At 71.6% G+C, this 25,979-nt stretch carries 29 protein-coding genes, 1 tRNA gene and 1 pseudogene; 16 read left to right on the top strand and 15 right to left on the bottom strand.

The window, feature by feature from the left end; genetic code table 11:
* Positions 1–108: 108 nt before the first annotated feature.
* From ACZ7PG_RS27590 to ACZ7PG_RS27570, 5 genes are read right to left on the bottom strand one after another with little or no spacing between them, the layout of a single operon-like run.
* Positions 109–630, bottom strand: coding sequence for a hypothetical protein (locus tag ACZ7PG_RS27590; protein ID WP_470241953.1), 522 nt, complete (start codon positions 628–630; stop codon positions 109–111).
* Entirely contained in the window at positions 627–1,745 is a 1,119-nt protein-coding gene (locus tag ACZ7PG_RS27585; RefSeq protein ID WP_470241952.1) for a molybdopterin-dependent oxidoreductase, read from the bottom strand. The genes ACZ7PG_RS27590 and ACZ7PG_RS27585 overlap by 4 nt, the downstream gene beginning before the upstream one ends.
* Positions 1,742–2,371 (bottom strand): class I SAM-dependent methyltransferase, encoded by a 630-nt coding sequence (locus ACZ7PG_RS27580; protein ID WP_470241951.1) that lies wholly within the window; start codon positions 2,369–2,371, stop codon positions 1,742–1,744. The genes ACZ7PG_RS27585 and ACZ7PG_RS27580 overlap by 4 nt, the downstream gene beginning before the upstream one ends.
* Complete coding sequence (locus tag ACZ7PG_RS27575; RefSeq protein WP_470241950.1) at positions 2,368–3,051, bottom strand: TIGR04282 family arsenosugar biosynthesis glycosyltransferase; 684 nt, start codon at positions 3,049–3,051, stop codon at positions 2,368–2,370. Before ACZ7PG_RS27575 ends, ACZ7PG_RS27580 begins: the two co-directional genes overlap by 4 nt.
* On the bottom strand, positions 3,048–3,692 hold the full coding sequence (locus ACZ7PG_RS27570; protein WP_470242430.1) for a glycosyltransferase family 2 protein: 645 nt from the start codon (positions 3,690–3,692) through the stop codon (positions 3,048–3,050). The genes ACZ7PG_RS27575 and ACZ7PG_RS27570 overlap by 4 nt, the downstream gene beginning before the upstream one ends.
* A 160-nt stretch (positions 3,693–3,852) precedes the next feature.
* Here ACZ7PG_RS27570 and ACZ7PG_RS27565 point away from each other — a divergent pair, with 160 nt between their 5' ends.
* The 4 genes from ACZ7PG_RS27565 to ACZ7PG_RS27550 are packed head-to-tail and all read left to right on the top strand — an operon-like array spanning position 3,853 to position 7,283.
* Positions 3,853–5,265 (top strand): hypothetical protein, encoded by a 1,413-nt coding sequence (locus tag ACZ7PG_RS27565; RefSeq protein ID WP_470241949.1) that lies wholly within the window; start codon positions 3,853–3,855, stop codon positions 5,263–5,265.
* 10 nt (positions 5,266–5,275) lie between these two features.
* Positions 5,276–5,977, top strand: coding sequence for a response regulator transcription factor (locus ACZ7PG_RS27560; protein ID WP_470241948.1), 702 nt, complete (start codon positions 5,276–5,278; stop codon positions 5,975–5,977).
* Positions 5,974–7,023, top strand: coding sequence for a sensor histidine kinase (locus ACZ7PG_RS27555; RefSeq protein WP_470241947.1), 1,050 nt, complete (start codon positions 5,974–5,976; stop codon positions 7,021–7,023). Before ACZ7PG_RS27560 ends, ACZ7PG_RS27555 begins: the two co-directional genes overlap by 4 nt.
* Positions 7,024–7,061: 38 nt before the next feature.
* Positions 7,062–7,283 (top strand): hypothetical protein, encoded by a 222-nt coding sequence (locus tag ACZ7PG_RS27550; protein ID WP_470242446.1) that lies wholly within the window; start codon positions 7,062–7,064, stop codon positions 7,281–7,283.
* Between the two features lie 26 nt (positions 7,284–7,309).
* On the opposite strand, the pseudogene ACZ7PG_RS27545 reads toward ACZ7PG_RS27550, so the two are convergent.
* Positions 7,310–7,408, bottom strand: a pseudogene (locus ACZ7PG_RS27545) (WYL domain-containing protein); the annotation flags it as partial.
* Positions 7,409–7,617: 209 nt separating this feature from the next.
* Here ACZ7PG_RS27545 and ACZ7PG_RS27540 point away from each other — a divergent pair.
* The gene (locus ACZ7PG_RS27540; protein ID WP_470241946.1) at positions 7,618–7,851 is read left to right on the top strand and encodes a hypothetical protein; all 234 of its coding nucleotides are present in this window, start codon (positions 7,618–7,620) and stop codon (positions 7,849–7,851) included.
* Positions 7,852–7,996: 145 nt separating this feature from the next.
* Here the strand turns inward: ACZ7PG_RS27540 and ACZ7PG_RS27535 are convergent, their stop codons facing one another.
* Positions 7,997–9,052: an NAD-dependent epimerase/dehydratase family protein gene (locus tag ACZ7PG_RS27535; protein ID WP_470241945.1), complete on the bottom strand. Its 1,056-nt coding sequence runs from the start codon at positions 9,050–9,052 to the stop codon at positions 7,997–7,999.
* A gap of 122 nt (positions 9,053–9,174) precedes the next feature.
* On the opposite strand from ACZ7PG_RS27535, the gene ACZ7PG_RS27530 reads away from it, so the two are divergent.
* From ACZ7PG_RS27530 to ACZ7PG_RS27520, 3 genes are read left to right on the top strand one after another with little or no spacing between them, the layout of a single operon-like run.
* Positions 9,175–9,675 carry a MogA/MoaB family molybdenum cofactor biosynthesis protein gene (locus tag ACZ7PG_RS27530; RefSeq protein WP_410610225.1) on the top strand — a complete coding sequence of 167 codons (501 nt, stop codon included), beginning with the start codon at positions 9,175–9,177 and terminating at the stop codon, positions 9,673–9,675.
* A gap of 46 nt (positions 9,676–9,721) precedes the next feature.
* Positions 9,722–10,270 carry an aldo/keto reductase gene (locus ACZ7PG_RS27525; protein ID WP_470241944.1) on the top strand — a complete coding sequence of 183 codons (549 nt, stop codon included), beginning with the start codon at positions 9,722–9,724 and terminating at the stop codon, positions 10,268–10,270.
* Positions 10,271–10,317: 47 nt separating this feature from the next.
* Positions 10,318–10,491 (top strand): hypothetical protein, encoded by a 174-nt coding sequence (locus ACZ7PG_RS27520; RefSeq protein ID WP_470241943.1) that lies wholly within the window; start codon positions 10,318–10,320, stop codon positions 10,489–10,491.
* A gap of 5 nt (positions 10,492–10,496) precedes the next feature.
* On the opposite strand, the gene mscL is transcribed toward ACZ7PG_RS27520, so the two are convergent.
* The 4 genes from mscL to ACZ7PG_RS27500 form a co-directional block, all read right to left on the bottom strand.
* Entirely contained in the window at positions 10,497–10,910 is a 414-nt protein-coding gene (gene mscL / locus ACZ7PG_RS27515; RefSeq protein ID WP_470241942.1) for a large-conductance mechanosensitive channel protein MscL, read from the bottom strand.
* Positions 10,911–10,945: 35 nt separating this feature from the next.
* The gene (locus ACZ7PG_RS27510; protein ID WP_470241941.1) at positions 10,946–11,575 is read right to left on the bottom strand and encodes an SAF domain-containing protein; all 630 of its coding nucleotides are present in this window, start codon (positions 11,573–11,575) and stop codon (positions 10,946–10,948) included.
* 130 nt (positions 11,576–11,705) lie between these two features.
* Complete coding sequence (locus ACZ7PG_RS27505) at positions 11,706–12,017, bottom strand: FmdB family zinc ribbon protein (RefSeq protein WP_470241940.1); 312 nt, start codon at positions 12,015–12,017, stop codon at positions 11,706–11,708.
* A gap of 86 nt (positions 12,018–12,103) precedes the next feature.
* A complete protein-coding gene (locus ACZ7PG_RS27500; RefSeq protein ID WP_470241939.1) occupies positions 12,104–12,694 on the bottom strand; it encodes a 5-formyltetrahydrofolate cyclo-ligase in 591 nt (196 codons plus the stop codon).
* Positions 12,695–12,718: 24 nt separating this feature from the next.
* Here ACZ7PG_RS27500 and ACZ7PG_RS27495 point away from each other — a divergent pair, with 24 nt between their 5' ends.
* The 7 genes from ACZ7PG_RS27495 (at position 12,719) to ACZ7PG_RS27465 (ending at position 18,488) form a co-directional block, all read left to right on the top strand.
* Positions 12,719–13,624, top strand: coding sequence for a UTP--glucose-1-phosphate uridylyltransferase (locus ACZ7PG_RS27495; protein ID WP_470241938.1), 906 nt, complete (start codon positions 12,719–12,721; stop codon positions 13,622–13,624).
* Positions 13,621–14,898: a molybdotransferase-like divisome protein Glp gene (glp, locus tag ACZ7PG_RS27490; RefSeq protein WP_470241937.1), complete on the top strand. Its 1,278-nt coding sequence runs from the start codon at positions 13,621–13,623 to the stop codon at positions 14,896–14,898. Before ACZ7PG_RS27495 ends, glp begins: the two co-directional genes overlap by 4 nt.
* Entirely contained in the window at positions 14,898–15,566 is a 669-nt protein-coding gene (locus ACZ7PG_RS27485; RefSeq protein WP_470241936.1) for a GNAT family N-acetyltransferase, read from the top strand. The genes glp and ACZ7PG_RS27485 overlap by 1 nt, the downstream gene beginning before the upstream one ends.
* 162 nt (positions 15,567–15,728) lie before the next feature.
* Positions 15,729–16,571: a divisome protein SepX/GlpR gene (gene sepX, locus ACZ7PG_RS27480; protein ID WP_470241935.1), complete on the top strand. Its 843-nt coding sequence runs from the start codon at positions 15,729–15,731 to the stop codon at positions 16,569–16,571.
* 53 nt (positions 16,572–16,624) lie between these two features.
* Positions 16,625–16,697: transfer RNA gene (locus tag ACZ7PG_RS27475), tRNA-Ala, on the top strand.
* 115 nt (positions 16,698–16,812) lie between these two features.
* Entirely contained in the window at positions 16,813–17,748 is a 936-nt protein-coding gene (locus ACZ7PG_RS27470) for an ATP-binding cassette domain-containing protein (RefSeq protein ID WP_470241934.1), read from the top strand.
* The gene (locus tag ACZ7PG_RS27465) at positions 17,745–18,488 is read left to right on the top strand and encodes an ABC transporter permease (protein ID WP_470241933.1); all 744 of its coding nucleotides are present in this window, start codon (positions 17,745–17,747) and stop codon (positions 18,486–18,488) included. Before ACZ7PG_RS27470 ends, ACZ7PG_RS27465 begins: the two co-directional genes overlap by 4 nt.
* Here ACZ7PG_RS27465 and ACZ7PG_RS27460 read toward each other — a convergent pair.
* Positions 18,472–21,570: an AfsR/SARP family transcriptional regulator gene (locus ACZ7PG_RS27460; protein WP_470241932.1), complete on the bottom strand. Its 3,099-nt coding sequence runs from the start codon at positions 21,568–21,570 to the stop codon at positions 18,472–18,474. The two genes, ACZ7PG_RS27465 and ACZ7PG_RS27460, sit on opposite strands and share 17 nt — an antisense overlap.
* A gap of 104 nt (positions 21,571–21,674) precedes the next feature.
* Here ACZ7PG_RS27460 and ACZ7PG_RS27455 point away from each other — a divergent pair, with 104 nt between their 5' ends.
* Complete coding sequence (locus ACZ7PG_RS27455) at positions 21,675–22,874, top strand: cytochrome P450 (protein ID WP_470241931.1); 1,200 nt, start codon at positions 21,675–21,677, stop codon at positions 22,872–22,874.
* A 51-nt stretch (positions 22,875–22,925) separates the two neighbouring features.
* Here the strand turns inward: ACZ7PG_RS27455 and ACZ7PG_RS27450 are convergent, their stop codons facing one another.
* The 3 genes from ACZ7PG_RS27450 to ACZ7PG_RS27440 form a co-directional block, all read right to left on the bottom strand.
* Positions 22,926–23,564 (bottom strand): DUF6308 family protein, encoded by a 639-nt coding sequence (locus ACZ7PG_RS27450; protein ID WP_470241930.1) that lies wholly within the window; start codon positions 23,562–23,564, stop codon positions 22,926–22,928.
* 49 nt (positions 23,565–23,613) lie between these two features.
* Positions 23,614–24,486: an alpha/beta fold hydrolase gene (locus ACZ7PG_RS27445; protein ID WP_470242429.1), complete on the bottom strand. Its 873-nt coding sequence runs from the start codon at positions 24,484–24,486 to the stop codon at positions 23,614–23,616.
* Positions 24,487–24,610: 124 nt separating this feature from the next.
* Entirely contained in the window at positions 24,611–25,912 is a 1,302-nt protein-coding gene (locus ACZ7PG_RS27440) for a cytochrome P450 (RefSeq protein WP_470241929.1), read from the bottom strand.
* Positions 25,913–25,979: the final 67 nt, after the last annotated feature.

Below are 25,979 nucleotides of genomic sequence, written 5' to 3'. Positions count from 1 at the left end.
CCGAGACCAGCAACGGCTCGACCCCCGTTTCTCGGGGCCGGACCCACAAAGGCCACGCGCGACCAGGCACTCGATGCCGGTCGCGCGTGGCCGCGTTTGCGGCCGGGTTCAGGTGCCGGGACCGTCGGCTGGCGTGTCTGGAGGGGCATCGCGCGTGATTGAGGGGGCATCACGCGTGATTGGAGGGGCATCACGCGTGTCTGGAGGGACGACACGCGTACCTGGGCGGACGACACGGGCCAGGGCGGTCAGGACGACCACCAGCCAGACCGCGGCCAGGGTCAGGGCTAGGCCCAGGGCTGGGTTTCCGTCGTGGAGGCCGGGCATCGGTGGGGTTCCGTACGGGCGCCAGAGGAGCGGGAACGCCAGGATCAGCAGGACTCCCGTGATCACCGTGCCCGTGACCACCGGGATACGCCAGGGGGGACGGAGGGTGCGGGCCAAGACGATGCCGAGGATGGCTGTCAGCGGGGCTACGACGCCGTCGTTGATCAGCGGGCCGCCGATGATCCAGCCCACCGTGCCGAAGACGTCCGGACGCAGCGGGAACGCGTATTCGACGAACAGCACGACACCCCACGCCAGCGCCGCGAGGCCCGGCAGGGCGAGCAGAGCGCGAGCGGTCTTCACAGCGCCTCCAACTTCGTGACCCACTTCGTCTGCAGCACCCCGGGCCGGTTCGGGGCGATGATCCGGCACGGGAAGCCGTGGTCGAGGTCGAGCACCTCGCCGTTCAGCTCCAGCGCGAGCAGCGTCAGCTCGTCGGCCGTGTGTTCGCCGGGCAGGACGCTGACGCCGTAGAGCCCGGAACGCTCCGAAGAGGACACTCGCACGGCCGTACCCGGTGCCGCACCAACGGCTTTCAGCAGCACCGGCAACGAGATCCCGCGCCAGGTCGCCGACTGGCTCCAGCCCTCGACGCACGCGATCGGCAGCTCGGCCGTCGTCTGTGGCAGTGCGCGCAGCTCGTCGAGCGAGAACTTCGTCGTGCCGCGCGGGGTCACCACCGAGAGCCGCCAAGACGCCGAAAACGTGACGCCCGCGGCCGCCGCCGTCCGGTTCACCGGGAGGTTCTGCGTGCCCTTGCTCGTCTTCCAGGCGAGGCCGGAAATCCCGCGCAGGAACGGGACCGTCGCGCCGGCGGTGGCGACGACGGCGACGCCCGTCGCGAGCCCGGTGGTGCGCAGGAACCCGCGCCGGGACAGCCCGGCGGCCGGCGCCTCCTCAGCGGGTGTGCCGCGGCTCAGCGCCCGGCGGATGACCGGCAGCTTCACCGCGACGTGCACCAGGATCGACCCGATCGCCAGCCACGCGACCGCATAGTGCACCTGCGGGAAGTAGAAGCCCCACGGGTAGTTCTGCGCGACGTTCAGCAGCCCGGTCGTCAGCTCGAAGAACGCCGCGCCCGAGAGCACCAGGATCGAGAGGCGCTCCAGGGCGTGCGGCAGCGAGCGGACGAGCGGCCGGCCGAACAGCTTCGGGTAGACGCTCCACAGCTTCGCCAGCAGCAGCGGGATCGACGCCACGCCGGAGATCACGTGCAGCCCCTGCGTGACGCGGTAGAGCCCGGCCGGGCGGCTCGGCCAGAAGAACCACTCCGGTGGGTGCTGGATCAGGTGGCTGATCAGGCCGGTCACGAAGCAGGTCGTGAACGTGACCGCCAGCGCCAGGCCGATCTTCGACGTCACGCGCTCGTCGTGCGCCGCCGCTTTGAAGGACTCTTCCTTGGGGATCGGCAGCTTCATGATCGCTCCAGCCGCGCGAACCAGCGGTGGCCGTGCCGGGTCGTCCGGCCGACGCGCAACCCGGCGCGCATCGCGACTTCAGCGATCGCGTCCACGCCGACCCACGCCCACGTGAACCAGGCGCTGTCGGCGTGTCCCGGCTGCAGCCGGACGCGCTCGTGCCGCAGCCCGTGCCCGGGCGGATCGAGCTCGACGAGGACGTCACCGTCGACGGCGATCAGCTGCGCGGCGCGCCGCAGCAGGACCACGGGGTCGCCGCCGATGCCGATGTTGCCGTCGGCGAGCAGGGCGTGCTGCCACCGTCCTTCGCCGGGCACGTGGTCGAAGACGTTGCGGTGCAACGCACTCCCGCCGCGACGGCGCGTCAGCCGGACGGCCGTGCGCGAGCTGTCGACGCCCAGCGCGACGACCCCGCGTCCGGCCAGGGCCGCGGTGAGCCGGCCCGGGCCGCAGCCGATGTCGAGGGTCGGTCCGGCGCAGGCGTCGAGCAGGACGTCGTCGCCGTCGGACGGCGCGCCCCACCGCTCGACCGGCAGCTCGACCCGTCCGCCGTCGGCCAGTTCGAGCCAGCAGTGGTGCCCGAGCAAGCCGCGGTCGAACTCGTTGCCGATCAGTGCCGTCTTCATGCGACCGCCCGCCCCTGGACCGCCGCGACGGCGCGGGCGAACCGGCCGTCCGGGCACGCCGCCGCCACCGCGCGCGCGTCCGCCATGGTGTCCACATCGGACAGTCTTGCGGCCTGGCGTGGCCGGAGTCCGCACGCGGTGAGCGCGCGCACCGTGCGTTCGCCGGTGTCGTCGCGCGACATCGGGACGCCCGCGAGGACCTGCGCGTGCCGCGGGTCGGCGAGGCCCAGCGCCCACCAACCACCGTCTTCGGCCGGGCCGACCACCGAGTCGTGCCCACCGTGCACGATCGGTGCGGCCGCCGCGGCGAGGGACTCCGGCGTGACCTGCGGGGTGTCCATGCCGATCTGCAGGATCGGGAGGCCCGCGTGCACCGCGGCGGCGTCCGCGTGGGCGTTCGCCAAGCGGGCGCCGAAGTCCCAGCCCCGCTGCGGGATCGTGGTGACGCGACGCAGCGCCATCCCGATTTCGGTGGCCAGGGCGGCGGCGCCGAGGTCGCCGGTCATCGCGACGACGGGCGCGGCGCCGGGGACAGCGCACACGGCGTCGAGCGTGTCGAGCAGCGCGGCCGCGGCGATCTGCGCCGACTGGGCCGGGGTCGCCGGCGGGCAGAGCCGGGTCTTGGCGAGCCCCGGCACCGGCGCCTTGGCCACGACCAGCAGGACGAATCGGCCGGTCATCGCGCCAGCACCCGCCCGAAGTCGCGGACCGCGCGCAGCGTGCCCCGCACCGAGCCGGACACCTTCGACTTCGTTCCCTTGGCCCGTTCGCCGTAGCGGACGTCGAACTCGCGCACCCGCCACCCGGCCCGCTGGGCCTTGATCAGCAGCTCGAGCGGGTAGCCGAACGCCCGGTCCGTGACGCCAAGACCGAGCAGCGCCCGCCGGTCCGCGGCCCGCAGCGGCGCGATGTCCCGCACCGGCAACCCGCGGCGACGCAGCAGCTGCGCCAGCACGACGTTCCCGGCGCGCGCGTGCCACGGCCACACGCCGGGCCCCGTCGGCACCCGTCGTCCGACGGCCAGGTCGGCGCCGCCTTCGACCGCGGTCACCAGCCGCGGCAGGTCGGTGAGGTCCAAAGACCCGTCGGCGTCGGCGAAGCACACGATGTCCGCGGTGGCGGCTTCCAGGCCGGTGTGCACGGCCGCGCCGTAGCCGCGACGCGGTTCGTGGACGACCTTCGCGCCGAGTGAGGCCGCCACTTCGGGCGAGCCGTCGGCCGAACCGTTGTCGACCACGATCGCGCGGTAGCCCGGGGGCAGCCCGGCCAGCACTCCGGGCAGTGCGCCCGCTTCGTCGAGGCATGGGAGGACGACGTCCACTCCTGAGTCAGTCACGGCGCCGACCGTAAGTCCGTGGTGGACTGTGGAGAACCCTTGTGCTCCTTACTGAATCATGACGAGTGACGAGGTTCTTACCGGGTCGTTACGGCTGCCCCGCCCGGCCCGCGGAGCCGGTCCCGCAGACCTATGGTGGACGGCGATGAGCGAGCCGAACCCGGCAGCCCGGCTCGCCGAGCCGCCTGCCCGCGAAACCGAACCCCCGGCACCTGATCGACCCGGGCGCCGCGCCCACCGGGCCGATCTCCTGGCCGTCGCGGCGGCCGCGGTGCTCGTGGCCGCGGCCGCCGCGGTCGGCTCGTACTACAACCGGCCCCACTCCGGCGTCGTCATCTTCGTGTCGTCGCCACCGTTGTTCGCCGACTGGCTGCCGCACGTCGGCCCCGGCTCGGTGTTCGCCGTCCTCATCGCCGTCGCGGTGGTGCTCCACGGCCCGGCCCTGGTCGCCCGCCTGCCGTGGCGCCGGGCACTCGTCGCCGGTTACCTGGCCTCGCTCGCCTGGATCTTCTCGCTGGCCATGGTCGACGGCTGGTCGCGCGGGTTCGCCGGGCACCTGACCATTCCGCAGGAGTACCTCCACGAGGTCCCCGGGATCACCGACATCCCGCGGATGCTGCGCGAGTTCTCCTCCCGCATCCTCGACTTCCAGCCGGACTCCTGGACGACGCACGTGTCCGGGCACCCACCGGGCGCGACGCTCGTCTTCGTCTGGCTGGACCGGCTCGGCCTGCACGGCGGCGCGTGGGCCGCGACGGCCGTCGTGCTCGTCGGCAGCCTGGTCGCGGTGGCCGTGCCCGCGACGGTCGCCCTGCTCGGCCGGGCCGACGCGGCCCGCGCGGTGCTGCCCTTCGCCGTCCTGACGCCCGGCGCGGTGTGGATCGGCGTGTCGGCGGACGGCCTGTTTGCCGGGACGACCGCCACCGGACTGGCGCTGCTGGCGTTGTCCGCACGCGGGTTCACCGACGGCCGCCGGTACGCCGTCCCGGCCGGGCTGGCCGCCGGACTGCTGCTCGGCTTCGGGATCTTCCTTTCGTACGGCCTGGTGCTGCTCGGCCTGCTCGCGCTGGCGGTGGCGGTTCTCGGCCGGCAGTGGCGGGCCGCCGCCCTGGCCGTCGCGGCGGCCCTGGCCGTCGTCGGCGTCTTCGCGTGGGCGGGCTTCTGGTGGCTCGACGGCTACCACCTGGTCGTCGAGCGGTACTACCAGGGCGTCGCGCTCGTGCGGCCCTACTCGTACTGGGTCTGGGCCGACCTGGCGGCGGTGGTCGTCGCGCTCGGCCCTGCCGTGGTGGCCGCGCTCCGCCGGGGTTTCGCCGGAGCGGGTCGTGGCCTGCTGTCCGATCCGGTGCTGCTGCTCGGCGCCGCCGCCCTGCTCACCATCGTGTTCGCCGACGTCTCGGGCCTGTCGAAAGCCGAGACCGAACGAATCTGGCTACCGTTCGGGGTGTGGTTGCTGCCGCTGACGGCCCTGCTGCCGCGGCCCGGGCGCCGGTGGTGGCTCGCCGCCCAGGCGGCGACGGCGCTGGCGGTCAACCACCTGCTGCTGACCGGCTGGTGAGGGAGACGTGATGAACGATCAGGCCGGACGCGTGCTCGTGGTCGACGACGACGAGACGGTCCGAGACGTCGTGCGCCGCTACCTCGAGGTGGCCGGGTTCACCGTCGACCAGGCCGGCGACGGTGCCGAGGGGCTGGCCGAGTTCGCCGCCCACGAGCCGGACCTCGTCGTGCTCGACGTGATGATGCCGGGGATCAACGGGCTCGAGGTGTGCAAGCGGCTGCGCCAGGTCAGCCAGGTGCCGATCGTCATGCTCACCGCCCTCGGCGAGGAGGAGAACCGGATCGCCGGGCTCCAGCTCGGCGCCGACGACTACGTCACGAAACCCTTCAGCCCCAAGGAACTCGCCCTCCGCGTCGCCTCGGTGCTGCGCCGCGCGCGGATGCCGCGCCCGGAACCGGCCGCCGCCGAGCTGGTGGACGGCAACCTCCGCCTGCAGATGACCGCGCGCACCGCGACGCTCGCCGGCCACGAACTGCCGCTGACCTCACGGGAGTTCGACCTGCTGGCCTTCTTCCTCGCCCACCCCGGCGTCGCCTACTCGCGCGCCGACCTGCTCGAGAAGGTGTGGGGCTGGGACTTCGGCGACCAGTCGACCGTGACCGTCCACGTGCGACGGTTGCGCGAGAAGATCGAGCACGACCCGGCCAAGCCGACCCGGGTGGCGACGGTGTGGGGTGTCGGCTACCGCTACGACCGGGAGCAGCCGTGATCGAACCCGGCGAGTCCTTCGCGGAGACGCTGACGCACCTCTGGCACATCCTGCCGCTGGCGTTGCTCTTCTCCCTGCCGATCGCGGCGCTGGGCGGGGGCGTGCTCTACGCCCTGCGCCGCGGGTCGCTGGCCACCACGCTCACGGTGCTGGTGCTGATCCCGGTGCTCTCGACCCTGGTCGGCGTCCTGGGCGTCAGCGGGTTCATGTTCACCCCGGCGCTGACCACGATGCTGCTGGTCTGCCTGCTCGTCGCGGTGGTCACCGTGCCGGCGGCGATCATCCTCGGCCGCGCCATCGCGCGCCGCAGCGTCTGGGAGCGGGAGGCGCGCAACCGCGAGCGCGCGGCCGAGGCGTCGCGGCGTGAGCTGGTCGCGTGGATCAGCCACGACCTGCGCAGCCCCCTGGCCGGCATCCAGGCGATGGCCGAGGCGCTGGCCGACGGAGTGGTGTCCGAACGCGACGAGGTCGCCGACTACGCCCAGCGGATCGGCGGCGAGACCCGGCGGCTGTCCGCGATGGTCGGCGACCTGTTCGAGCTCTCGCGCATCACCGCCGGCGCCCTCGAGCTCACGATGTCCGCGGTGCCGCTGCGCGATGTCGTCAGCGACGCCGTCGCCGCCCAGTCGCCGGTCGCCGAGCGCAAACGCGTGCGGGTGCTCGCCAACGCGTCGACCTGGCCGGTCGTGACCGGGAGCGACCCGGAACTGGCCCGGATCGTGCGAAACCTGGTGTCCAACGCGATCCGGCACACCCCGCCGGACGGGACGGTCGCGGTCCAGATCGGCGTCGACGGCGACGAGGCCCTCCTCGCCGTCGACGACTCCTGCGGAGGCATTCCGGACGACGAGATCAGCCGGGTCTTCGACGTCGCTTTCCGCGGGACGCAGGCGCGGACGCCCGAGCGGGGCGGGACGACCAGCGGGGGCGGGCTCGGGCTGGCCATCGCCAAGGGGCTCGTGGAGGCGCATCGGGGGAAGATCGGTGTCCACAACCACGGGCCGGGGTGCCGGTTCGAGGTCCGGCTGCCGCTGGCGATGTCCTAGACGCCGTAGGTGCGACGACTTCGACTTCGGCGGCGAACTTGAGGAGGTCGGGCACGGCCGCGTCGATCGACTCGATCGGGATCTCGATCTCGGTCCGGCCCGCCGCATCCGGCCCGCCCGTCGTCTTCCGCGCGGCGACGGACGCCGGGTCCAGCAGCTGGGGCAGCCGGTCGAAGTGGTCGAGGTACGTCTCCCAGTGGACGGCCGGGTCGAACGGCCTGGGGAGCACGTCCACGTCGAGGATCTGCGAGATCCGGTAGGTGCGGAACCGTCCCTCGCCACGAGCCACGAGGTACCAGTTGCCCGCCTTCAGGACCAGGCCGTGCGGCTGCACGGTGCGCGTGATCTCGTGCGGCTGCGCCCAGCGCAGGTAGCGGGTCTTCACGGCGTGCTGGTTCCAGGCGGCCGCCGCCGGGAGTCCGGTCAGGAACAGAACTTCGGCTTCGCTCGCCGTGAGCCCGGTCAGCCGGGTGCGGTAACCGTCGAGCCGCCGGTAGCCACCGTCGTGGCCGGGCTCCCGTACACCGGCACGCCCGCCAGCCGGACCCGGCTGCCCGGCACCGGGCCGTCGCCGAGCTGTGGGCCGAGGACGGTGTGGAGTACACCGAAACCGCCGAACACCGGGGGCACGACGCCCTGCTCGCCCGGATCACCGGCGCTCACGACTGGCTCGTGGCGACGGGAGCTCTCGTCTTCGTAGCGGCCGACGACGTCGTGGCCCACCACGACGCGGTCACGTTCACCACCCACATGGTTCTCGCGGCGGGTGGCGTGCCGGTGTGGAGCGGCACCGTCTTCGTCGTTCTCGGCCCCGGACGGCTGCGCTGAACGACTTCCACGTCGCCCGGGGAGCGGGGTGACGGCCATACCACGCCCGCTGCGTACTCCGCCTGACCGTCGACGGTGGGGTGATTTCTCGCTACCACGTCTACGAAGACAGCCTCACCGTCGCGCAGGCGTTCGCGGGCTGAGGTCAGACCGGGGCGCGCAGTTCCGCCGTCGCGAAGTCGGCGATTCCCTTTTCGAAGCCGACCTCCGCGGTGAAGCCCAGCAGTTCGCGAGCGCGGGCGGGGTCGGCGACCACGTGGCGGACGTCGGCCGGGCGGGCGCCGCCGGCCACCTGGGGCTTCGGGCCGGTGCAGGCGCGCGCCAGCTCCTCGGCCAGCTCGCCCACCGTGTGCGGGGTGCCGGAGCAGACGTTGAGTGGTGTGAGGTCGCCCTCCGGGCCGGCTGTCCTGAGCGCCAGGACGTTTGCCCTGGCCACGTCGTGGACGTGCACGAAGTCGCGCTGCTGGCGGCCGTCCTCCAGGACCAGCGGGGCTTCGCCGCGCACCAGGGCCGAGCGGAACAGGGACGCCACCCCGGCGTACGGGGTGTTCTGCGGCATCCGCGGGCCGTAGACGTTGTGGTAGCGCATCGCCCACACGCTGCCGCCCGTCTGGCGGGCCCACGCGCCGGCCAGGTGCTCTTGCGCCAGCTTCGTCGCCGCGTACGTGCTGCGGGGGTTCAGCGGCGCGTCCTCGGGCACCAGCCGCCAGCTCAGCTCGGTGCCGCAGGCCGGGCACCGCGGCTCGTAGCGGCCGGCGTCCACATCGGACGCGCGGCGCGGGGAAGGCGGGACGACGTCGTGGTCCGGGCAGGCGTACCGGCCTTCGCCGTAGACGACCATCGACGAGGCCAGGACGAGCTTCCGCACCCCGGCCGCGTGCAAGCCGGCCAGCAGGACCGCCGTGCCGTAGTCGTTGTTCAGGGCGTACGACGGCGCGTCCGACGGGTCGACGCCGTGCCCGACCACCGCCGCCTGGTGGCAGACCGCGTCGACGCCGTCCAGCAGTTCGGCGACGATCTCGGTGTCGGTGACGTCGCCGCGCAGAAACCGGTGCCTGCCGGTGTACGCCGGCGGGGTGCGGGAGCCGTGGGCGGTGGGGAGGAGGTTGTCGAGCACGACGACCTCGTCACCCCCATCCGCCAGGAGATCGGCGATGTGAGACCCGATGAACCCGGCTCCGCCGGTGACCAGTACGCGCACACCGGTCACGCTAGGGGGCCGCGGACCGGCGTGCCCGGCCGCGCGCGGGCACGTCACGGAATCGTCAGAACTCACCCGGCACCTCCCGGCGCCGGGTGGTCGAAACCGACTACGGTGGCGGCATGGAACGGAGTGCACAACGGCTGGGCCGAGCCCTCGTGGTCATCGTGGACGATCGCGTGGCGCACGGCGAGCACGAAGACACCACTGGCCCGCTGGTGACCGAACTGCTCGAAGAGGCGGGTTTCATCGTCGACGGTGTCGTGGTCGTCGAGGCCGAGACCACGGGGATCCGAAATGCGCTCAACACCGCCGTGATCGGCGGCGCCGACCTGGTGATCACGGTCGGCGGCACCGGTGTGCTGCCGCGTGACCGCACGCCGGACGCCACCGCCGGCGTGCTCGACCGGCCGATCCCGGGCATCAGCGAGGCCATCCGGGCGTCCGGGCTGGCGGCCGGAGCCGTGGACGCCGGGATCTCGCGGGGCCTCGCCGGGGTGTCCGGGAGCACGCTGGTGGTCAACCTCGCCGGGTCGCGCTCCGCGGTGCGCGACGGCATGGCGACGCTGACCTCGCTCGTGCCGCACGTGATCGACGAGCTTTCGGGCCTCGAAGAGGTCTGAATCTCCCTCGCGTGATCGGGGTGCCGCCGATACCGTCGCCCCGGTCATGGACTTCCGCATCGGTGGGCACTTCGAGGTGTGCCGGCTCGGCTTCGGGGCGATGCACCTGCCGACCGAACCCGGTTCGGCGCGCGAAGAGGCGATCGCGGTCGCCCGGCGGGCCGACGAACTGAGCGTCACGCTGATCGACACCGCTTACCTCTACGGCGGCGGAGCCAACGAAGAGGTGCTCGCCTCGGCGCTGTACCCGTATCCGGCCGGGCTGGTGATCACCACCAAGGTGGGTGTCGCGCGCGCCGGGCCTGGCGGTGAGTGGCGGCTGGACGCCCGGCCGCGGATCTTGCGTGACCAGGTCGAGCAGGCCCGTCGCTGCCGTCGGCGGAGCCGCGATCGCCGCCATCGCGGCCGAGCTGGGCGCCACCGCCGCTCAGGTCGCACTCGCGCCTGCCTGCCGGGGCACTCACCGGTGATCCTGCCGATTCCGGGGACCGGCCGGATCACGCACCTCGAAGAGAACTTCGCCGCCGCCGGCCTCGGACTGTCGCCGGCTCAGCAGCGGCGCCTCGGCGCACTCGGCGAGGCCGGAACGCCGTGACCTTCGCTGTGGAGTTGTCAATGAACGCGTCGTGGGAGACTGGGGGCATGTCCGGTCAGCAGCGCGACCCCAAGGCCACCAGCGAGCAGCGCCGGCGGGTCGACGAGATCTTCGGGGACGTCCTGCCCGAGACCACTTCCGACGAGCGCGATCCCGACCGGCGCACCGGCCTCCCGGACGACTGGTACCGGGAGAACCGGCCGCCGCACCACGATCGCTGACCCGCTCAGTCGCGGCCGTTGTCGCGCTGGGACTGGGCGCGCAGCAGGTCGCGGATCTCGATGAGCAGCTCGACGTCGGTCGGCTCCGACGGGCCCGGCTCCTGGCCGCGCTTGCGCCGTTCCTGCAGGTGCTTCACCGGCAGCACGATCACGAAGTAGACCACCGCCGCGACCAGCACGAAGTTGATCGCCGCGTTGATCACGTCGCCGAAGTTCAGGAACGTGGCCTTGTTGTTCTCGAAGATCTGGTAGCCGAGGCCGTTAGCGGCGTCCGTGCCGCCGATCGTGCTGATCAGCGGCTTGATGAGGCCGTTGGTGAACGCCGTCACGATGGCCGTGAACGCCGAGCCGATGACCACCGCGACGGCGAGGTCCACGACGTTGCCGCGCATCAGGAAATCCTTGAAACCCTTGAACACTTGCTCTCCTCACGAACGGGGACGGCGGGGGTGGGCTAGCGGAGAGTAACCGTTACCGGACGCTCCAGTGAAATCGCCGCCACCGTCGTCGCGATCGCCTCCGGGAGCCGGAGCAGCACCAGCGGTCCCTTCGCCGCGGACGCCTCCCGCGGCCCGACCGACACCACCGTCGCCCCGCCCGCCAGCACCGACGCGGGTACGCCCGGTTCCGGCGCCGCGACGACGTCGACGCGCCCGCCGGGCTCCAGCAGCTCGGCGACGCCGGCGTCGGCCAGGCGCACCGGCACCGTCGCCGTCGTGGGATCACCCGCCCCGGGGATGGTCGTCGCCAGCCGGACGTCGGTCAGGGGTTCGCCGGCACGGACGGCACCCGCCAGCAGACGTCCGTCGACGCCGTCCAAAGCGGTCAACGCACCCGCCGGACGCGTGGAATCGGGAAGATCGGCCAGCCGGACGTCGAGAGCGCACAGAGCCGTGCCGGAAGGGAGGTCGTGCGCTGCGACGACGGTCGGAGTCGTCGGTGCGCCCCGCGCGGAACCGGGATGCGCGAAGAGCAGCGCGCCGGCCAGCAGCAGGCCGACGGCGAGCCAGCGGCGGATGAGCCGTGTCCGCCGGCCCTGCAGCCGGGTCAGATCAGGAGTGCGGAACCTCGCCGCGACGTCCACGGTGCCCCCTCGGTCGGATCGAGTGCGGCGGTCTGCCGCACAAGATCGACGTTAGGGAAGCCGGACCGGCCGCCGGAAGGGCCGAGTCCGGCATCTGTGGACAACCGGCGTGTTGTGGACAACCTCGCGGTCAGGAAGCGGCGGCGGTGGTTTTTGTCGTACCCGAGGAGGATGATGCCGAGCTCGTGTCGGACTTGGTCTCCGACTTCGACTCCGTCTTGGTCTCGGTCTTCGCCGGGGCCGCGGTGGTGCTCGACTTGCCCGCGTCGCGGGAGTCGGTGCGGTAGAACCCGCTGCCCTTGAAGACGACGCCGACCGAGCTGAAGACCTTCCGCAGCACGCCGGAGCACTGCGGGCACACGGTCAGGCTGGGGTCCGAGAACGACTGCACGGCTTCGAACCGGTGGTCGCATTCTTTGCAGGCGTACTGGTACGTAGGCACTGACGGCTCCTTTGCTGGCACTCATCCGACCAGAGTGCCAACCCAATTGTGCTTGAAAGCATTCCCCGAACGCAATTCCTCGTTGCTCACATCGGCAGCTCGAGCACGCCTCGACCCGGCGTCAAGGCCCCGCTCATGCGCACGTCGTGGGGTTCCCCGGGCAGCCGTTCGACCAGCTCCTCGTCCCGGACGACGGCCAGCAGCGTCACGCCGGCCGCGGCGAACACCAGCGAACGATCGTAGTGACCGGCGCCCCGGCCGAGCCGGACGCCCCGGCGGTCCACCGCCAGCGCGGGCACCAAGATCAGGTCCGCGGCCGCCACAGCCTCGGTACCCAGGCGTTTCCCGCCGGGTTCGCGGATGCCGCGGAAGCGGCTGGGCACCAGATCGGCCTCGCCCGTGTACTCGGCCCAGTCGAGCGGATCCACCCGCGACCGGATGGCGGGCAGCAGCACCCGCGCGCCGCCGGCCGCCAGCGCGTCGACGAGCGCCGTCGTGCCCGGCTCGGTGCCGAACGGCAGGTACGCGGCCACCGTGCCGGATGTGACCTTCGACACCGCACTGACCAGCGCCGACGCTTCCCGGGCGTGTGATTCGGCGGTCTGGTCCGCCCGCGCGCGCGTCAGCCGGTCACGCCACTCCGCCTTGCTCAGGTGCTCATTGCCCAGCGCGTGCATGACCTCACGTTAGGCTCTGCGCCCATGACGGGCGCCGCAACCACCCAGACGTTCAGAACCGCCATCGTGCCGGCCGCCGGCCTCGGGACGCGCTTCCTGCCGGCGACGAAAGCCGTGCCCAAAGAGCTGCTGCCGGTGGTCGACACCCCGGGGATCGAGCTGGTCGCGGCCGAAGCCGCCGCCGCGGGCGCGGAACGCCTGGTCATCGTGACCTCACCGGGCAAGGACGCCGTCGTCCGCTACTTCGAAGAGCAGCCCGAGCTGGAGAAGAACCTCGAGGCCAAGGGCAAGACCGAGCTACTGGAGAAGGTGCGGCGCGGGACGAGCCTGCTCGCCGTCGAGACTGCCATCCAGGAGCAGGCCCTCGGCCTCGGCCACGCCGTCGCGCAGGCCGAGCCGAACCTGAAACCGGACGACGAGGCCGTCGCCGTGCTCCTGCCGGACGACCTTGTGCTCCCCACCGGCGTGCTCGAGCGGATGGGCGCGGTGCGGGCGCAGTTCGGCGGCAGCGTGCTCTGCGCGTTCGACATCCCGAAGGCCGAGATCTCGCCGTACGGCGTCTTCGACGTCTCCGACACCGACGACGAAGACGTCAAGCGCGTGCACGGGATGGTCGAGAAGCCGAAGCCGGAGGACGCGCCGTCGACGTACGCCGCGGCCGGGCGCTACCTGCTTGATCGGGCGATCTTCGACGCGCTGAAGCGGATCACGCCGGGCAGCGGTGGTGAGCTGCAGCTGACCGACGCCGTCGCGCTGTTGATCTCCGAGGGACACCCGGTCCACGTCGTCGTGCACCGCGGCGGACGCCACGACCTGGGGAATCCGGGTGGTTTCCTGCGCGCCGCGGTCGATTTCGCGCTTGAAACGCCCGAGTACGGTCCATCTTTACGGGCGTGGCTGACGGAACGGATCGGGACAGATCGCCCATGACGGAATCCCTCGACGCGGCACGGCCCGAAGTGGCCGGGGACGAGACCGAGCTGCGCTCGGTCGACGCGCAGATCTCGATGACCTTGGAAGCCGCCGTCCGGCCCCAGCCGGTGCGCGTGGCGATCTCCGAGGCCCAGGGGCTGCTCTGCGCCGAGGAGGTGGTCGCCGAGCACGCGCTGCCCGGGTTCGACCAGGCCGCGGTCGACGGTTACGCGGTGCGCAGCGTGGACGTTCGCGCCGCGGGCGAGGAGCCGGTGCAACTGCCGGTAGTCGGCGAGATCGCCGCGGGCTCACGTCAGCCGCGGCGCCTGCAGCCCGGCCAGGCCGTGCGGGTCGACACCGGCGCGCCGCTGCCGACGCTGGCCGACGCCGTCGTGCCGCTCGCCTACACCGACGGGCACCAGGCCAGGGTCACCGTGCACCGCTCGGTGCCGTCCGCGGGCTACGTGCGCCGGGCCGGCGAAGACGTCCAGATCGGCGACGTCGCGGTGCGCCGCGGCGACACGATCGGCTCGGCGCAGGTCGGCCTGCTGGCCGCGGTCGGCCGGGCCAAGGTCCTCGTCTTCCCGAGGCCGCGGGTCTCGATCGTGTCGGTCGGCGACGAGCTGGTCGACATCGACCGGACGCCGTCGGTCGGGCAGGTCTACGACGTCAACTCCTACGCGCTCGCCGCGGCCGCCCGGGACGCGGGCGCCGAGGTCAGCCGGGTCGGCATCGTGCCGAGCGAGCCGAAACGGCTGCGGGAGATCGTCGAAGGCCGGCTGCTGATGTCGGAGATCGTCGTGGTCGCGGGCGGCGCCGGGGGCGCCACCGGTGACGAGGTCCACGCCGCGCTCTCGGACCTCGGCCGGATCGACATGACGCGGGTCGCGATGCACCCGGGCTCGGTGCAGGGGTTCGGCCGGCTCGGCCCCGACTCGGTGCCGACGTTCCTCATCCCCGGCAACCCGATGAGCGCGCTGGTCGTGTTCGAGGTGCTGGTCCGGCCGCTGATCCGGGCCGCGCGCGGGACGCGCAACCCGCACCGGCGGATCGTCGGGGCACGGCTGCTGTCGCCGATCACGTCGACCGAAGGCCGGCGCGGCTTCCTCCGCGGCCAGCTCCTGCGCGACGAGGCCAACGGCGAGTACCTGGTCCAGCCGCTCGGCCAGTCGGGAGCGCACCTGCTCGCGTCGCTGGCCGAGGCGAACTGCCTGATCAACGTGCCGGAGGAGCTGACCGAGGTCCCCGCCGGCGAGCAGGTCCAAGTCACCTTCCTGGCGCAACGGGCCTGATGAACTCCGTGTCGGGGGTGTCCTACCCGGTGGAAAGCCGGCACCCGGGCTGGCCGGCCCGGCTCGGTCCGCTGCGGGTGCCCGCCGGCGAGGTCGCGATCCGGCCGGTGCGGCTGCGCGACGCCGGCGAGTGGAGCCGGATCCGGCTCCGGGACCGGGCGCACCTCGAGATGTGGGAGCCGACCGGCGTCGGCCCGTGGCCCGAACGCAACGCTTTCTGGTCGTGGCCGTCGCAGTGGGCGGCGTTGCGCTCGCTCGCACGGCGTGGTCAGTGCCTGCCGTTCACGATCACCCTGGACGGCCGGCTCGCGGGCCAGATCACCGTCGGTAACGTCATCCGGGCGTCGCTGCGGTCCGCCTGGATCGGCTACTGGGTGTCGTCCGACGTGGTCCGCGGCGGGGTCGCGACGGCCGCCGTCGCCCTGGTCACCGACCACGCCTTCGGCCCGGCCGGGCTGCACCGGCTGGAGGCCACCGTGCGCCCGGAAAACAGCGCCAGCCTGCGGGTTCTCACCAAGGCGGGCTACCGGCAGGAGGGTCTGTTCGAGCGCTACCTCGACGTCGCGGGCGCCTGGCGCGACCACTACTGCTTCGCCGTCACGCGCGAGGAGACCGGGGCCGGGCTGGTGTCGCGGCTGGTCGCGGCGGGCCGCGCCGGTTACGCCTGAGGGTCATTACCCACCCGGGTCCGTGAGCGCGTTACCACATGCTGTGAGATTCACCTAATCCGGTGAGGCATTTCCGTGATCCAACCCGGCGAGCCTCCGTCCGATCTGTTACTCCTGTGACTAGCGTGATTTCAGGTGAAGGATCGGGGGAGGTGACGGGAGATGCCCAGTTCCGTGATCATCGTCGCGCTCGCCGCGGCATGGCTCGTCGTTCTCGTGCCCATGGTCGCGCGTCGGCGGCAGCAGGTGGCCCGCACCGCCGACTCCGCGATGGCGGCCAGGGTCGTACGCAGTGGACGCAACGAAGACCGGGAGGAATTCGCCATGTCCGAGGAGCCCGTCAAGTCCCGGTTTTCGGTCGAGGACGACCTCGCGGAGCTGGAGGCCGACCTCGAACTCGAGGACGACTACGAGGAGCCGGAGCCCGAGCCGCTCCCGCAGCCGTCCCGGGCAGAGCGGGCCGAACGCGAGCGCGCGGGCTACCGCCCCGGTCGCGGCGGTTTCGACCCCGAAGCGGCGGAGATCGCGGCGCGCGCGAAGTACGGCTTCCGGCAGCGCATCGTCGTCATCCTGCTCACGGTCGCGGTGATCACGGCCGCCGTCGCCGGTTTCGTCATGCCGCTGGTCTGGTGGGGCCACGCGGCGATCGACGTCGTGCTCGTCGGCTACCTCGTATACCTGCGCCGCCAGGTGCGGATCGAGGAGGAGATCCGGCAGCGTCGCCTCGCCCGTTTCAACAGCACTCGCGCGCCTCGTCGCTCGACGCCGCGGCCGGCGGCTCCGGTCTCGGAGGAGTCGTTCTCGGAGGAGGACGAGCCGGTCGAGGACGTCGAAGACGTGGACGTCGTCGAGCCGGTCCGCCGCGAGGTGGTCGAGCGCCGTCCGTCACCGACTTCGCGGGTGCGTCGCAGCGCGGTGGTCGTCGATCTGGACGACGAGGACCCCGCGTTCGAGGAGCTCGACGAGCCGGGGACCGGGCCTTATCGACGGGCGGTCGGGGAGTGACCCCCTCCGACAGGTGCTCGTAGGGCACTGCTAAGCTCTACGAGCACGAACAAGGGGCTGTAGCGCAGTTGGTAGCGCGTCTCGTTCGCATCGAGAAGGTCAGGGGTTCGATTCCCCTCAGCTCCACGTTCTGAAGGCCCGCATCCCATGGATGCGGGCCTTTTTCGTACCCGCTCACATGTCAGGCGCCGTGTCAGTTCGGGGTCAGGTTCGTGTCAGGGCGGGGGATCACAGTCCTCCCATGACCACTTCAGCGATCACCGCGGCGGGGCTGCGGAAGTCCTACCAAGACAAAGTCGTCCTGGACGGCATCGATCTGGATGTTGCCGCCGGGAGTGTTTTCTCGCTGCTCGGTCCGAACGGGGCCGGGAAGACCACCACCGTCAACATCCTCACCACCCTGGCGCAGGCCGACGGCGGCTCCGTGCGCGTCGCCGGGCATGACGTCGACACCGAGGCCAAGGCCGTTCGGAAGGCCATTGGCGTCACCGGGCAGTTCGCCGCCGTCGATGAACTGCTCACCGGGCAGGAAAACCTGCAGCTCATGGTGGACCTGAGCCCGGTCAAGAACGGGAAGCGGGTCGTCGCAGATCTGCTCGAGCGGTTCGAGCTCACCGAGTCGGCCGGGAAGCCCACCTCGACCTACTCCGGGGGCATGCGCCGGAAGCTCGACCTCGCCATGACGCTCGTCGGTGACCCGCGGATCATCTTCCTCGACGAGCCCACGACCGGCCTGGACCCGCGCAGCCGGCGCACCATGTGGTCCATCGTCAAGGACCTCGTCGCCGACGGCGTCACCATCTTCCTCACCACCCAGTACCTCGACGAAGCCGACCAGCTCGCCGACAAGATCGCCGTGCTCGACCGCGGGCGCCTCGTCGCCCAGGGCACGCCCGACGAGCTCAAGCGGCAGATCCCCGGGACGCACGTCCGGCTCCGGTTCACCGCCATCTCGGAGCTCGACGCCGCCGCGCGGGTCATCGCCGGCTCCACGCGTGACGACGAGACGCTGACCCTGCGGGTTCCCGGCGACGGCGGCACCAAGTCACTGCGGGGCCTGCTCGACCGGCTCGACGAGTACGCCATCACCGCCGACGAGTTTTCCGTCCACACCCCTGATCTCGACGACGTTTTCCTCGCCCTGACGGGCCACAGCACGGAGGTCGCAGCGAAATGAGCACCCACTCGACGGTCATGTTGCGCCGCAACTTCAAGCACGTCGCCCGGAACCCGACTTCGGTGTTCAACGCGGTCCTGATGCCGATCGTGATCATGCTGATGTTCGTGTACATGCTGGGAGACGCCTTCGACGTCGGCGTGAACTACGTCGACTACGCGACGCCCGGCCTGATGCTGCTCGCCATCTGCTACGGGCTCGGCGCCACCGCGACGTCGGTGAACTCCGATATGACGAAGGGCATCATCAACCGCTTCAAGGTCATGGACGTCTCGCGCGGCGCGGTGCTGACCGGGCACGTCGTCGCCAGCGTCCTGACGAACGTCGTCGCCATCGTGGCCCTCGTCGGGGTGGCGTTCGCGCTGGGCTTCCGTCCCCACGCGAGCTTCCTCGACTGGCTGGGCGTCGTCGGCATGGTCCTGCTGCTCGCCTTCGCGGCCGGCTGGCTGACTGTCGCTTTGGGACTGTTCGCCAAGTCCCCGGAGACGGCGGGCATGGCTTCGGTGCCGCTGGTCATGCTGCCGTTCTTCAGCAGTGCGATCGCCCCGGCGGACAAGATGGGCCCGGGCCTGCGGCAGTTCGCGGAGTACCAGCCCTTCACGCCGATCATCGAAACCGTGCGCGGACTGCTCAACGGCACGCCGTCGGCCGGTTACGCGATCGCCGCGATCGCCTGGTGTGTCGGCATCGCCCTGGTCGGCTACCTGTGGGCCCGGTCGACGTTCAAGAAGCGAGCGTGACTTCGGCCAGCTCGCGCCAGCTCGCCCGCGTTCCCTCCTGAGTCGCCTCGGTGAACTTCGTGTCACCGAGGCGATTCCGCGTGGCCCGCTCGATCCGGGCGACGTCCGGCTGCGCGCGGTCCGGCACGCCGCGCACGCCCACGCTCGCCGCGAGCAGCCGCGCGGCCTGTTCGTACTCCTCGCGCCGCAGGGCCAGGTCCGCGATCCCGACGAGCACCTGCGCGATCATCGGCGCGGTCCCCGCCTCCGTCGCCGCCCGGAAGGCCGCGACGCGGTGGTCGCGGGCTTCGCCGAGGTCCTCGGCGAGGTAGCCGAGGAGATCCTGGGTCGTCACCTGGATGTTCGCCCGCTCGGCCGCCGTGCCCAGCATCTCCGTCGCGACGTCGAGCTGCCGGCGGGCCTGGACGGCGTCGCCGCTCCAGCGAGCGAGCTCCGCCTTCGCCAGGGCCAGCTCGGTCAGCGCCTCCGGCCACGCGACCCGTTCCGCGAGCCGCTGCGCCTCGGCCATCGCCGCCGCGCTGGCTTCCTCGTCCCCCGACAGCCAGTACAGCTGGGCCTGCCGCGACCGCATCCGCACGATGTCCTCGGTCGCGCCGACCTCGGTGACGACGACGATCGCCTGCTCGTAGTGCTCGCACGCGCCGGCGAACTCGCCGCGCATGGCGATCCGGTCGGCCAGTTCGGTCAGGGCGAACGACGTCCCCCACCGCTCGCCGAGCGCGCGGAACTCGGTCAGCGCCGTCTCGAGGAAGCCGTCCGCCTCCTGCTCGTCGCCGCCGAGCTGGATCCGCATCTTGCCGAGCTGCAGCCGGGCGAGGCCGCGGACCCACGGGTCGTCGTCGGCGAGCAGCGGTTCCCAGGCGGGCAGGAAGTCCTCCGGCGACCGCAGCATGCGTTCCAGCGCGGCGACCAGCGACACCGCCGGGTGCGGGCGCTCGATCCGGCCGCTGAGCTCGTGGACCTGGTGGATCCAGTCCGCTGCCTGGAACTGGTCGCTTTCCCGGCCGGACGTCAGGAAGCCCGTGACGAACGAGTACACCGTGGCGCGGATTTCGTCGGGCACCTCGCCGGGCAGGGCGGCGGCCGCCATGAGCAGCTCGTTGCCCTCGGTCTTGTGCCCGGCGAGCCACCAGTACCAGCCCGCGGCCGCCGCGAGCCGCATCGCTTCGGGCGCTTCGCCCGCCACGAGGGCCCCGCGCATCGCGGCGGCCATGTTGTCGTGTTCGGCGTCGAGGGTGGCGAGCCACCTCAGCTGGTCCGCACGGCGAAGGTGCGGCTCCGCGCTTTCGGCGAGTTCGGTGAAGTACAAGAGGTGCGCCCGACGCGCCGAGTCCGTGTTCCCGGCCTCGGCGAGCCGCTGCTCCGCGTACTCCTTGATCGTGCCGAGCATCCGGTAGCGCGGCGCTTGATCGCCTTCGGTGACCACCAGCGACTTCTCGGCCAGCGCGGTCAGCAGCTCCTCGGCCGCGTCGCTGCCGCAGACCCGCTCGGCCGCTTCCAGGCTCGCGCCACCGGCGAACACCGAAAGCCGGCAGAGGACGACGCGTTCGTCGTCGGAAAGCAGTTCCCAGCTCCAGTCGATCACCGCGCGCAGCGTCCGGTGCCGCGGCAGCGCGGTGCGGCTGCCGCCGGTCAGCAGGCGGAACCGGTCGTCGAGGCGGTTGGCGAGCTGATCGAGGGACATCGTGCGCAGGCGGGCCGCGGCGAGCTCGATGGCCAGCGGCATCCCGTCCAGCGCCCGGCAGACGCGGGCGAGCGTCGACAGCGTCGCGGCGTCGGAAGCGAGGTCCGTGCGCACCGCTTGAGCCCGGTCGCGCAGCAGCCGGACGGCCGGCGCGGACTCGATCTTGTCCGGGTCGGCGTCCTCGGCGGGCAGGACGAGCGGCGCGACCGGCCAGAGCGCCTCGCCGGTGATGCCCAGGGGTTCCCGGCTCGTCGCGAGGATCCGCAGCCGGCGGCACTCGCCGAGCACGCGGTGGGCGAAGGCCGCCGCGGACTCGATCACGTGCTCGCAGTTGTCCAGGACCAGCACCAGGTCCCGGTCGCGGACGGCCGCGATGACCCGGTCGATCGGCTCGACGTCCGAGGTGTCGCCGAGCAGGGCGTCGCGCAGCTTGAGCGCGGAAAGCGTCGCCTGGGCGACATCGCCCTCGGTGGGCGCCAGCTCGACGAGCCAGACGCCGTCCGGCACGCCGTCGAGCATCGTGCGCGCGGTTTCGGTGGCCAGCCGCGTCTTGCCCGAGCCGCCCGGCCCGACCAGCGTGGTGAGCCGGTGCCCGGTGACGAGCCCGCGGACGGCGGCGACGTCGTCGTCCTTGCCGACGTAACTGGTCAGCTCGGCGCGCAGGTTCGTCTTGCGGGGCTCTTCGCGCCGGGTCAGTTCGCCGCGCAGCAGTGCGACGTGCAGTGCGGCCAGCTCCGGCGACGGGTCGACGCCCAGTTCGTCGGCCAGCGTCTCGCGCGTGCGCTCGTAGACGCGCAAGGCCTCGGTGTCCCGGCCGGTCGCGACCAGGCCGCGCATCAACGCGCCGACGAGCCGCTCCCGGGCCGGGTGCGCGGCCACCAGGTCGGTGAGCTCGGTGACGATGCCCTGGCCGAAGTCGGTCTCCGCGTCGAATCGGTCCTCGAGGGCGGCCAGCCGGAGTCCTTCGAGCCGGGTGACCGCGGCGTCGAACGCGGCGCTCTCGGTCAGGCCGACGTCCTGCATGGCTGCGCCCCGCCACAACGCCAGCGCCTCGCGCAGCTGCCGGACGTCGTCACCGGCCTGGGTGACGAGGCGTTCGAACCGCACGGCGTCGACGGCGTCGGGGTCGACGGTCAGCCGGTAGCCGGCGGGACGGCCCTCGACCTCGCCGTCCGGAAGCACCTTCCGCAAGCGGGAAACCAAGCGCTGCAACGCGTTCGCCGCGTCGGCGGGCGGGTTCTCGCCCCAGATCCAGTCGACGAGCGTCGCCTTCGGCACCACCCGGCCCGGCTCCAGCGCGAGCGCGATCAGCAGTCCGCGCAGCCGGGCGCCCGGCACGTCGGCCACGACGCCGTCGTCCGCGCGAACTTCGAATGACCCCAGTATCCCGATCTGCACCAGGCTGATGATGCCACGGGCGCCCTGGGTGTCTGGGCCGTGTCAGCGCCGTGTCAGGTCCGGCGGCGATGGTGATCGGCACAACCACCACGAAAGGACCTCCGATGGACATCCCGCAGGGACTCCCGATGGAGCGCGACGCGGGTCCGTTCGACCCGCCCCGCGAGATCACCCGGCTGCGCTCGGTGCGGCCGGTCAGTCCGATGGTCTTCCCGGACGGGCACGAGGGCTGGCTGGTCACCGGCTACGAAGCGGTGCGGCAGATGATGGCCGACACGCGGTTCAGCTCGCGGCTGGACCTCGACGTCGTCCACGTGCCGTACGAGACACCCGGCATGCCCGTCGCGACCGAGCCGTCCCCGCAGCTGCCGGGCATGTTCATCGCGATGGACCCGCCCGACCACGGCCGGCTGCGCAAGCGGCTGACCGGCGCTTTCACCGTCAAGCGGATGAAGCAGCTCGAAGAGCACGTCGCCGAGATCGTCGAGCGGCAGCTGGACCACCTCGCGAGCCTCGCGGGTCCGGTGGACCTGGTGGCGGAGTTCGCGTTGCCGGTGCCGTCGCTGGTGATCTGCGAGCTGCTCGGCGTCGCCTACGAGGACCGTGCTTCGTTCCAGGCGAACTCGGCGCAGTTCATGGTCCGGGACCAGACGCTCGAAGAGAAGATGGGCGCGTACATCGCGCTGAACACGTATCTGTCCGAACTGGTCACGAGCAAGCGGTCTTCGCCGGGCGAGGACATCCTCTCGGACCTGGCCCGCCACGAGGACCTCACGATCGAGGAGCTGACCGGGGCGGCGTTCCTGCTGCTGATCGCCGGGCACGAGACCACGGCGAACATGCTGTCCCTGGGCACTTTCGCGTTGCTGGAGCACCCGGCGGAGCTGACTTCGCTGCGGGCGGATCCGTCGTTGATGCCGGGGGCGGTGGAGGAGCTGCTGCGGTACCTGTCCGTGGCCGACATCTTCTTCCGTTACGCGACGGAGGACCTTTCACTCGAGGGCGAAACGATCCTCAAAGGATCGACGGTCGTCGTGTCGCTGCTGGCCGCCAACCGCGACCCGCGACGATTCCCGGAGCCGGACGTGCTGGACATCCACCGCAACGCGCGGGGGCTGCTGTCGTTCGGCCACGGCGTGCACCAGTGCCTGGGGCAGCAACTGGCCCGCATCGAGATGCGCGCCGGGTTCGACGGCCTGCTGCGCCGCTTCCCCTCTCTCCGGCTCGCCATCCCCGCCGGAGAGGTGAAGCTGCGGACCGACATGAACATCTACGGTGTTCACGAGTTGCCGGTCACCTGGTAGGTACGTGCCGTCCGATCGTCAGCCGGCGATCGGACGGCACACCGGTTCAGCTCACGTCCGTGTCCGGCCTTTCATCCAGAGGACGACGTCCAGGCAGCGCAGCAGGGTGATGTCCTCGATGCCGCCCGCTTCCGTGCGTAGTTCCGCCACCGCCGATGCCCTGGTCGGGTCCGTGTGGAACCAGCTCCACAGGCAGTTCCACGGGCTCGTGGGTGCCTTGAGGATGGCCTTCACGCGGCTGTCGTACACCGGGGTCAGGCCGGGGCGCTTGCGGGCCAGGAGCTTGGACGCCGTCACCGGGCGGTGCTTGCCGCCGCATTGGCGGAACAGTTCCCACAGGCTGTGGGCCGGTGCGCCCGGCTCGTAGGCCGACCACGGGGCCGAATGCATGGGGATGTCCGCCGGGATCTGTTCCAGCAGCTCGCGGATCTGGTGGGAGTACGTCATGGTCGTGTCGATCGCGACTTCGGCGAGGCTCGTGATGCTGAGGAAGTTCAGCGCCAGGACGTCGGCTTCGGTCACCGTGTTGGCCACCGATGGGCCGTCGCCGCCGCCGGCGAAACGCTCGAACCAGCGGCCGGTGTAGCGGCGCTGGTCGAAGTAGCGACGCAGCGCCGCCACCGACTCCTCGCGGTGCTCGCCGCGGACGCACGCGTCCAGGACGTGGTGCTGGTGGGCGTAGTCGATCATCGAGCGCTCCCCTCTCGCCGAATGAGGGTCGCGCTCGTGAGCTTCGTCGTTACTGGAGCGCTTTCAGCCAGTTTCCCACCACGCCGAAGTACGTCGGGGCGTTCGGGGCGTAGTTGATCGCGTGGCCGTAGCCGTTCAGGATGTACGTCTGCAGCTGTGACGTTCCGAAGAACGGCGCCTCGGACGCTCGCAACGCCTGCGGGGACGAACAATCGCTTCCCAGGAGACCGCAGAAGTTCGGGTCGTTGCCGACCACCAACAGGACCGGGGCCGTGATCTGCTGGGATGCCGGGGTGACCACCGTGGTCAGCGTCAGGCTGTCCACCGCCTCCGTCGCCGCGAACACGTCCTTTGTGGACTCGTCGTAGGCGATCGCCGCGGCGTCGTACGGGCCCGGTGTGTGGAACGCCGCGTAGCGGGTGCCCGGGTCGGTCGTCAGGTAGCCCGCGTCGCGGCCGGGGACCGCCGGGTCCAGGGGTGCCGGGATCATCTGGGCCAGCGTCGGAACCACGCTGACCAGGTTCATCCGGTGCGTCATCCCGGTGACGAGCACGCCGTCGACGTCGCGGTAGCGGCCCGCCTCGATCATCGCCATCGCCGAGCCGATCGAGTGGCCGCCGATGACCACCTTCGCGAACCTCGGGCGCACCGACTGGACCACCGCGTGCGCCGCGGTCGCCTGGACCGAGGCGCTCAGCAACGCGCTCAACGGTTTCGAGCTCTGGCCGGTGCCGAGGCGGTCGAGGGCGAGCGTCGCGATCCCCGCCTGGTTCACCGCCAGGCGGAACGACCGGGTCGCCGGCGTGTAGCCGATGTCCCAATAGGACGCGTTGTACGTGCCGCCGGGGATGAGGACCACCACCGTCGACGCGCCGGCCGGGGTGCACAGGCGGCCGTGCATCGTCTGCGGCAGGAGCGCCACCGTGACCGGGACGTACAGGTCCTCGCAGGTTACCGCCGCCTGGGCCGGCGCGGGCACGAACAGCGTGGCCGCGAACAGCACGAGGACAGCACAAAAACGGCGTAGCACGGGGAAAGACCTCCAACTAGCGACGGGGGACGACCGTCATCGGCAGGTTGTCCGGGTAGGCGGCGGAGGTGAACTTCACGCGCACCGGCCGGCCCGGGACCGGGACCAGCCGCCAGCGCGCGGCCACCGTCGCCACCGTGATGACGATTTCGTTCTGGGCGAAGCGGTTTCCGATGCACTGCCGCCCGCCGGCGCCGAACGGGACGAACGCGCCCTTGGGCAGGTGCGCCATCCGTTCGGGAGTCCAGCGGTCGGGGTCGAACCGGTCCGGGTCGGGGTAGGACGCGGGATCGTGGTGCAGGGCGTGCGGGCTGACGATCACCTCGGCGCCCGCGGGGATCCGCGTGCCGCCGAGGTCGACCTCTTCGAGCGTGCGGCGCATCAGCATCCAGAGCGAGTAGCAGCGCAGCACCTCGTCGATCACCTGCCGGACGTAGGTCAGCCGGGGGATGTCGTCGACGGTGACCGGACGGCCGCCCAGCACCTCGTCGACTTCGGCGTGCACGCGCGCCTCGATGTCCGGGTGCCGGCCGAGCTCGTGGAACGTCCAGGACAGCGCGAGCGCGGTCGTCTCGATGCCGCCGGTGAGCAGCGTGAGCACCTCGTCGCGGGCCTGCTCGTCGGTCATGCCGGCCAGTAAGAGCGTCGAAAGCAGGTCGCCGCGGTCGACGCTCTCGGTGCGCCAGTCGCGGATGACCTCGACGACGATTTCCCGCATGCGCTCGATGGCCTCGTCGAACCGCCGGTTGCCGGGTATCGGCAGGTTTTCGACGAACTTCGGGGACAACGCGCGAATCATTCCCTGCTGGATGATGAGGTAAATGGACCGGCGGGCTTCGTCGACCGCCGCTTTCCCGATTTCCGTGGAGAACAGGGCCTCGCCGACGATCGTCACCGCGAGCTCCTGCAGGTCTTCGTCGAGCGGTCGCACTTCGCCCGCCTGCCACGAATCGCTCAGCTCGGTCGCCGCGCGCCGCATGGTCCCGGCGTACGCGGCCAGGCGGTCGCGGTGGAACGCCGGCTGCATCAGGCGCCGCTGCCGGAGGTGGAAGTCGCCGTTCGAAAGCACCAAGCCGTTGCCGACGAACGGCTTGAACTTGTCGAACATGACGCCCTTGCGGAACTTCGGCCCCGCCGTGACCAGCACTTCGTGAGCCAGTCGCGGACTGGTGACGAAGTAAGCGGGCATCGGGCCGAGGTGGAGTTTGACGATTTCCCCGTGTTCGTGCAGGGAATCGGTGAATGCGGAGCGTTGCCGCAGCAGTGCCGGAGTGTGCCCGAGAAAAGGCCACCGGCCGGGGGCCACCGGGACGCTCATGCGGACTCCTTGTTACGCCATTGTGTGGATTTCCCAAGGCGACGGCCTACGGTAGGCGCGTCCGGTC

The organism is Amycolatopsis sp. NPDC114504 (genome assembly GCF_055633595.1).
This window is presented reverse-complemented; position numbering and strand designations above follow the sequence as displayed.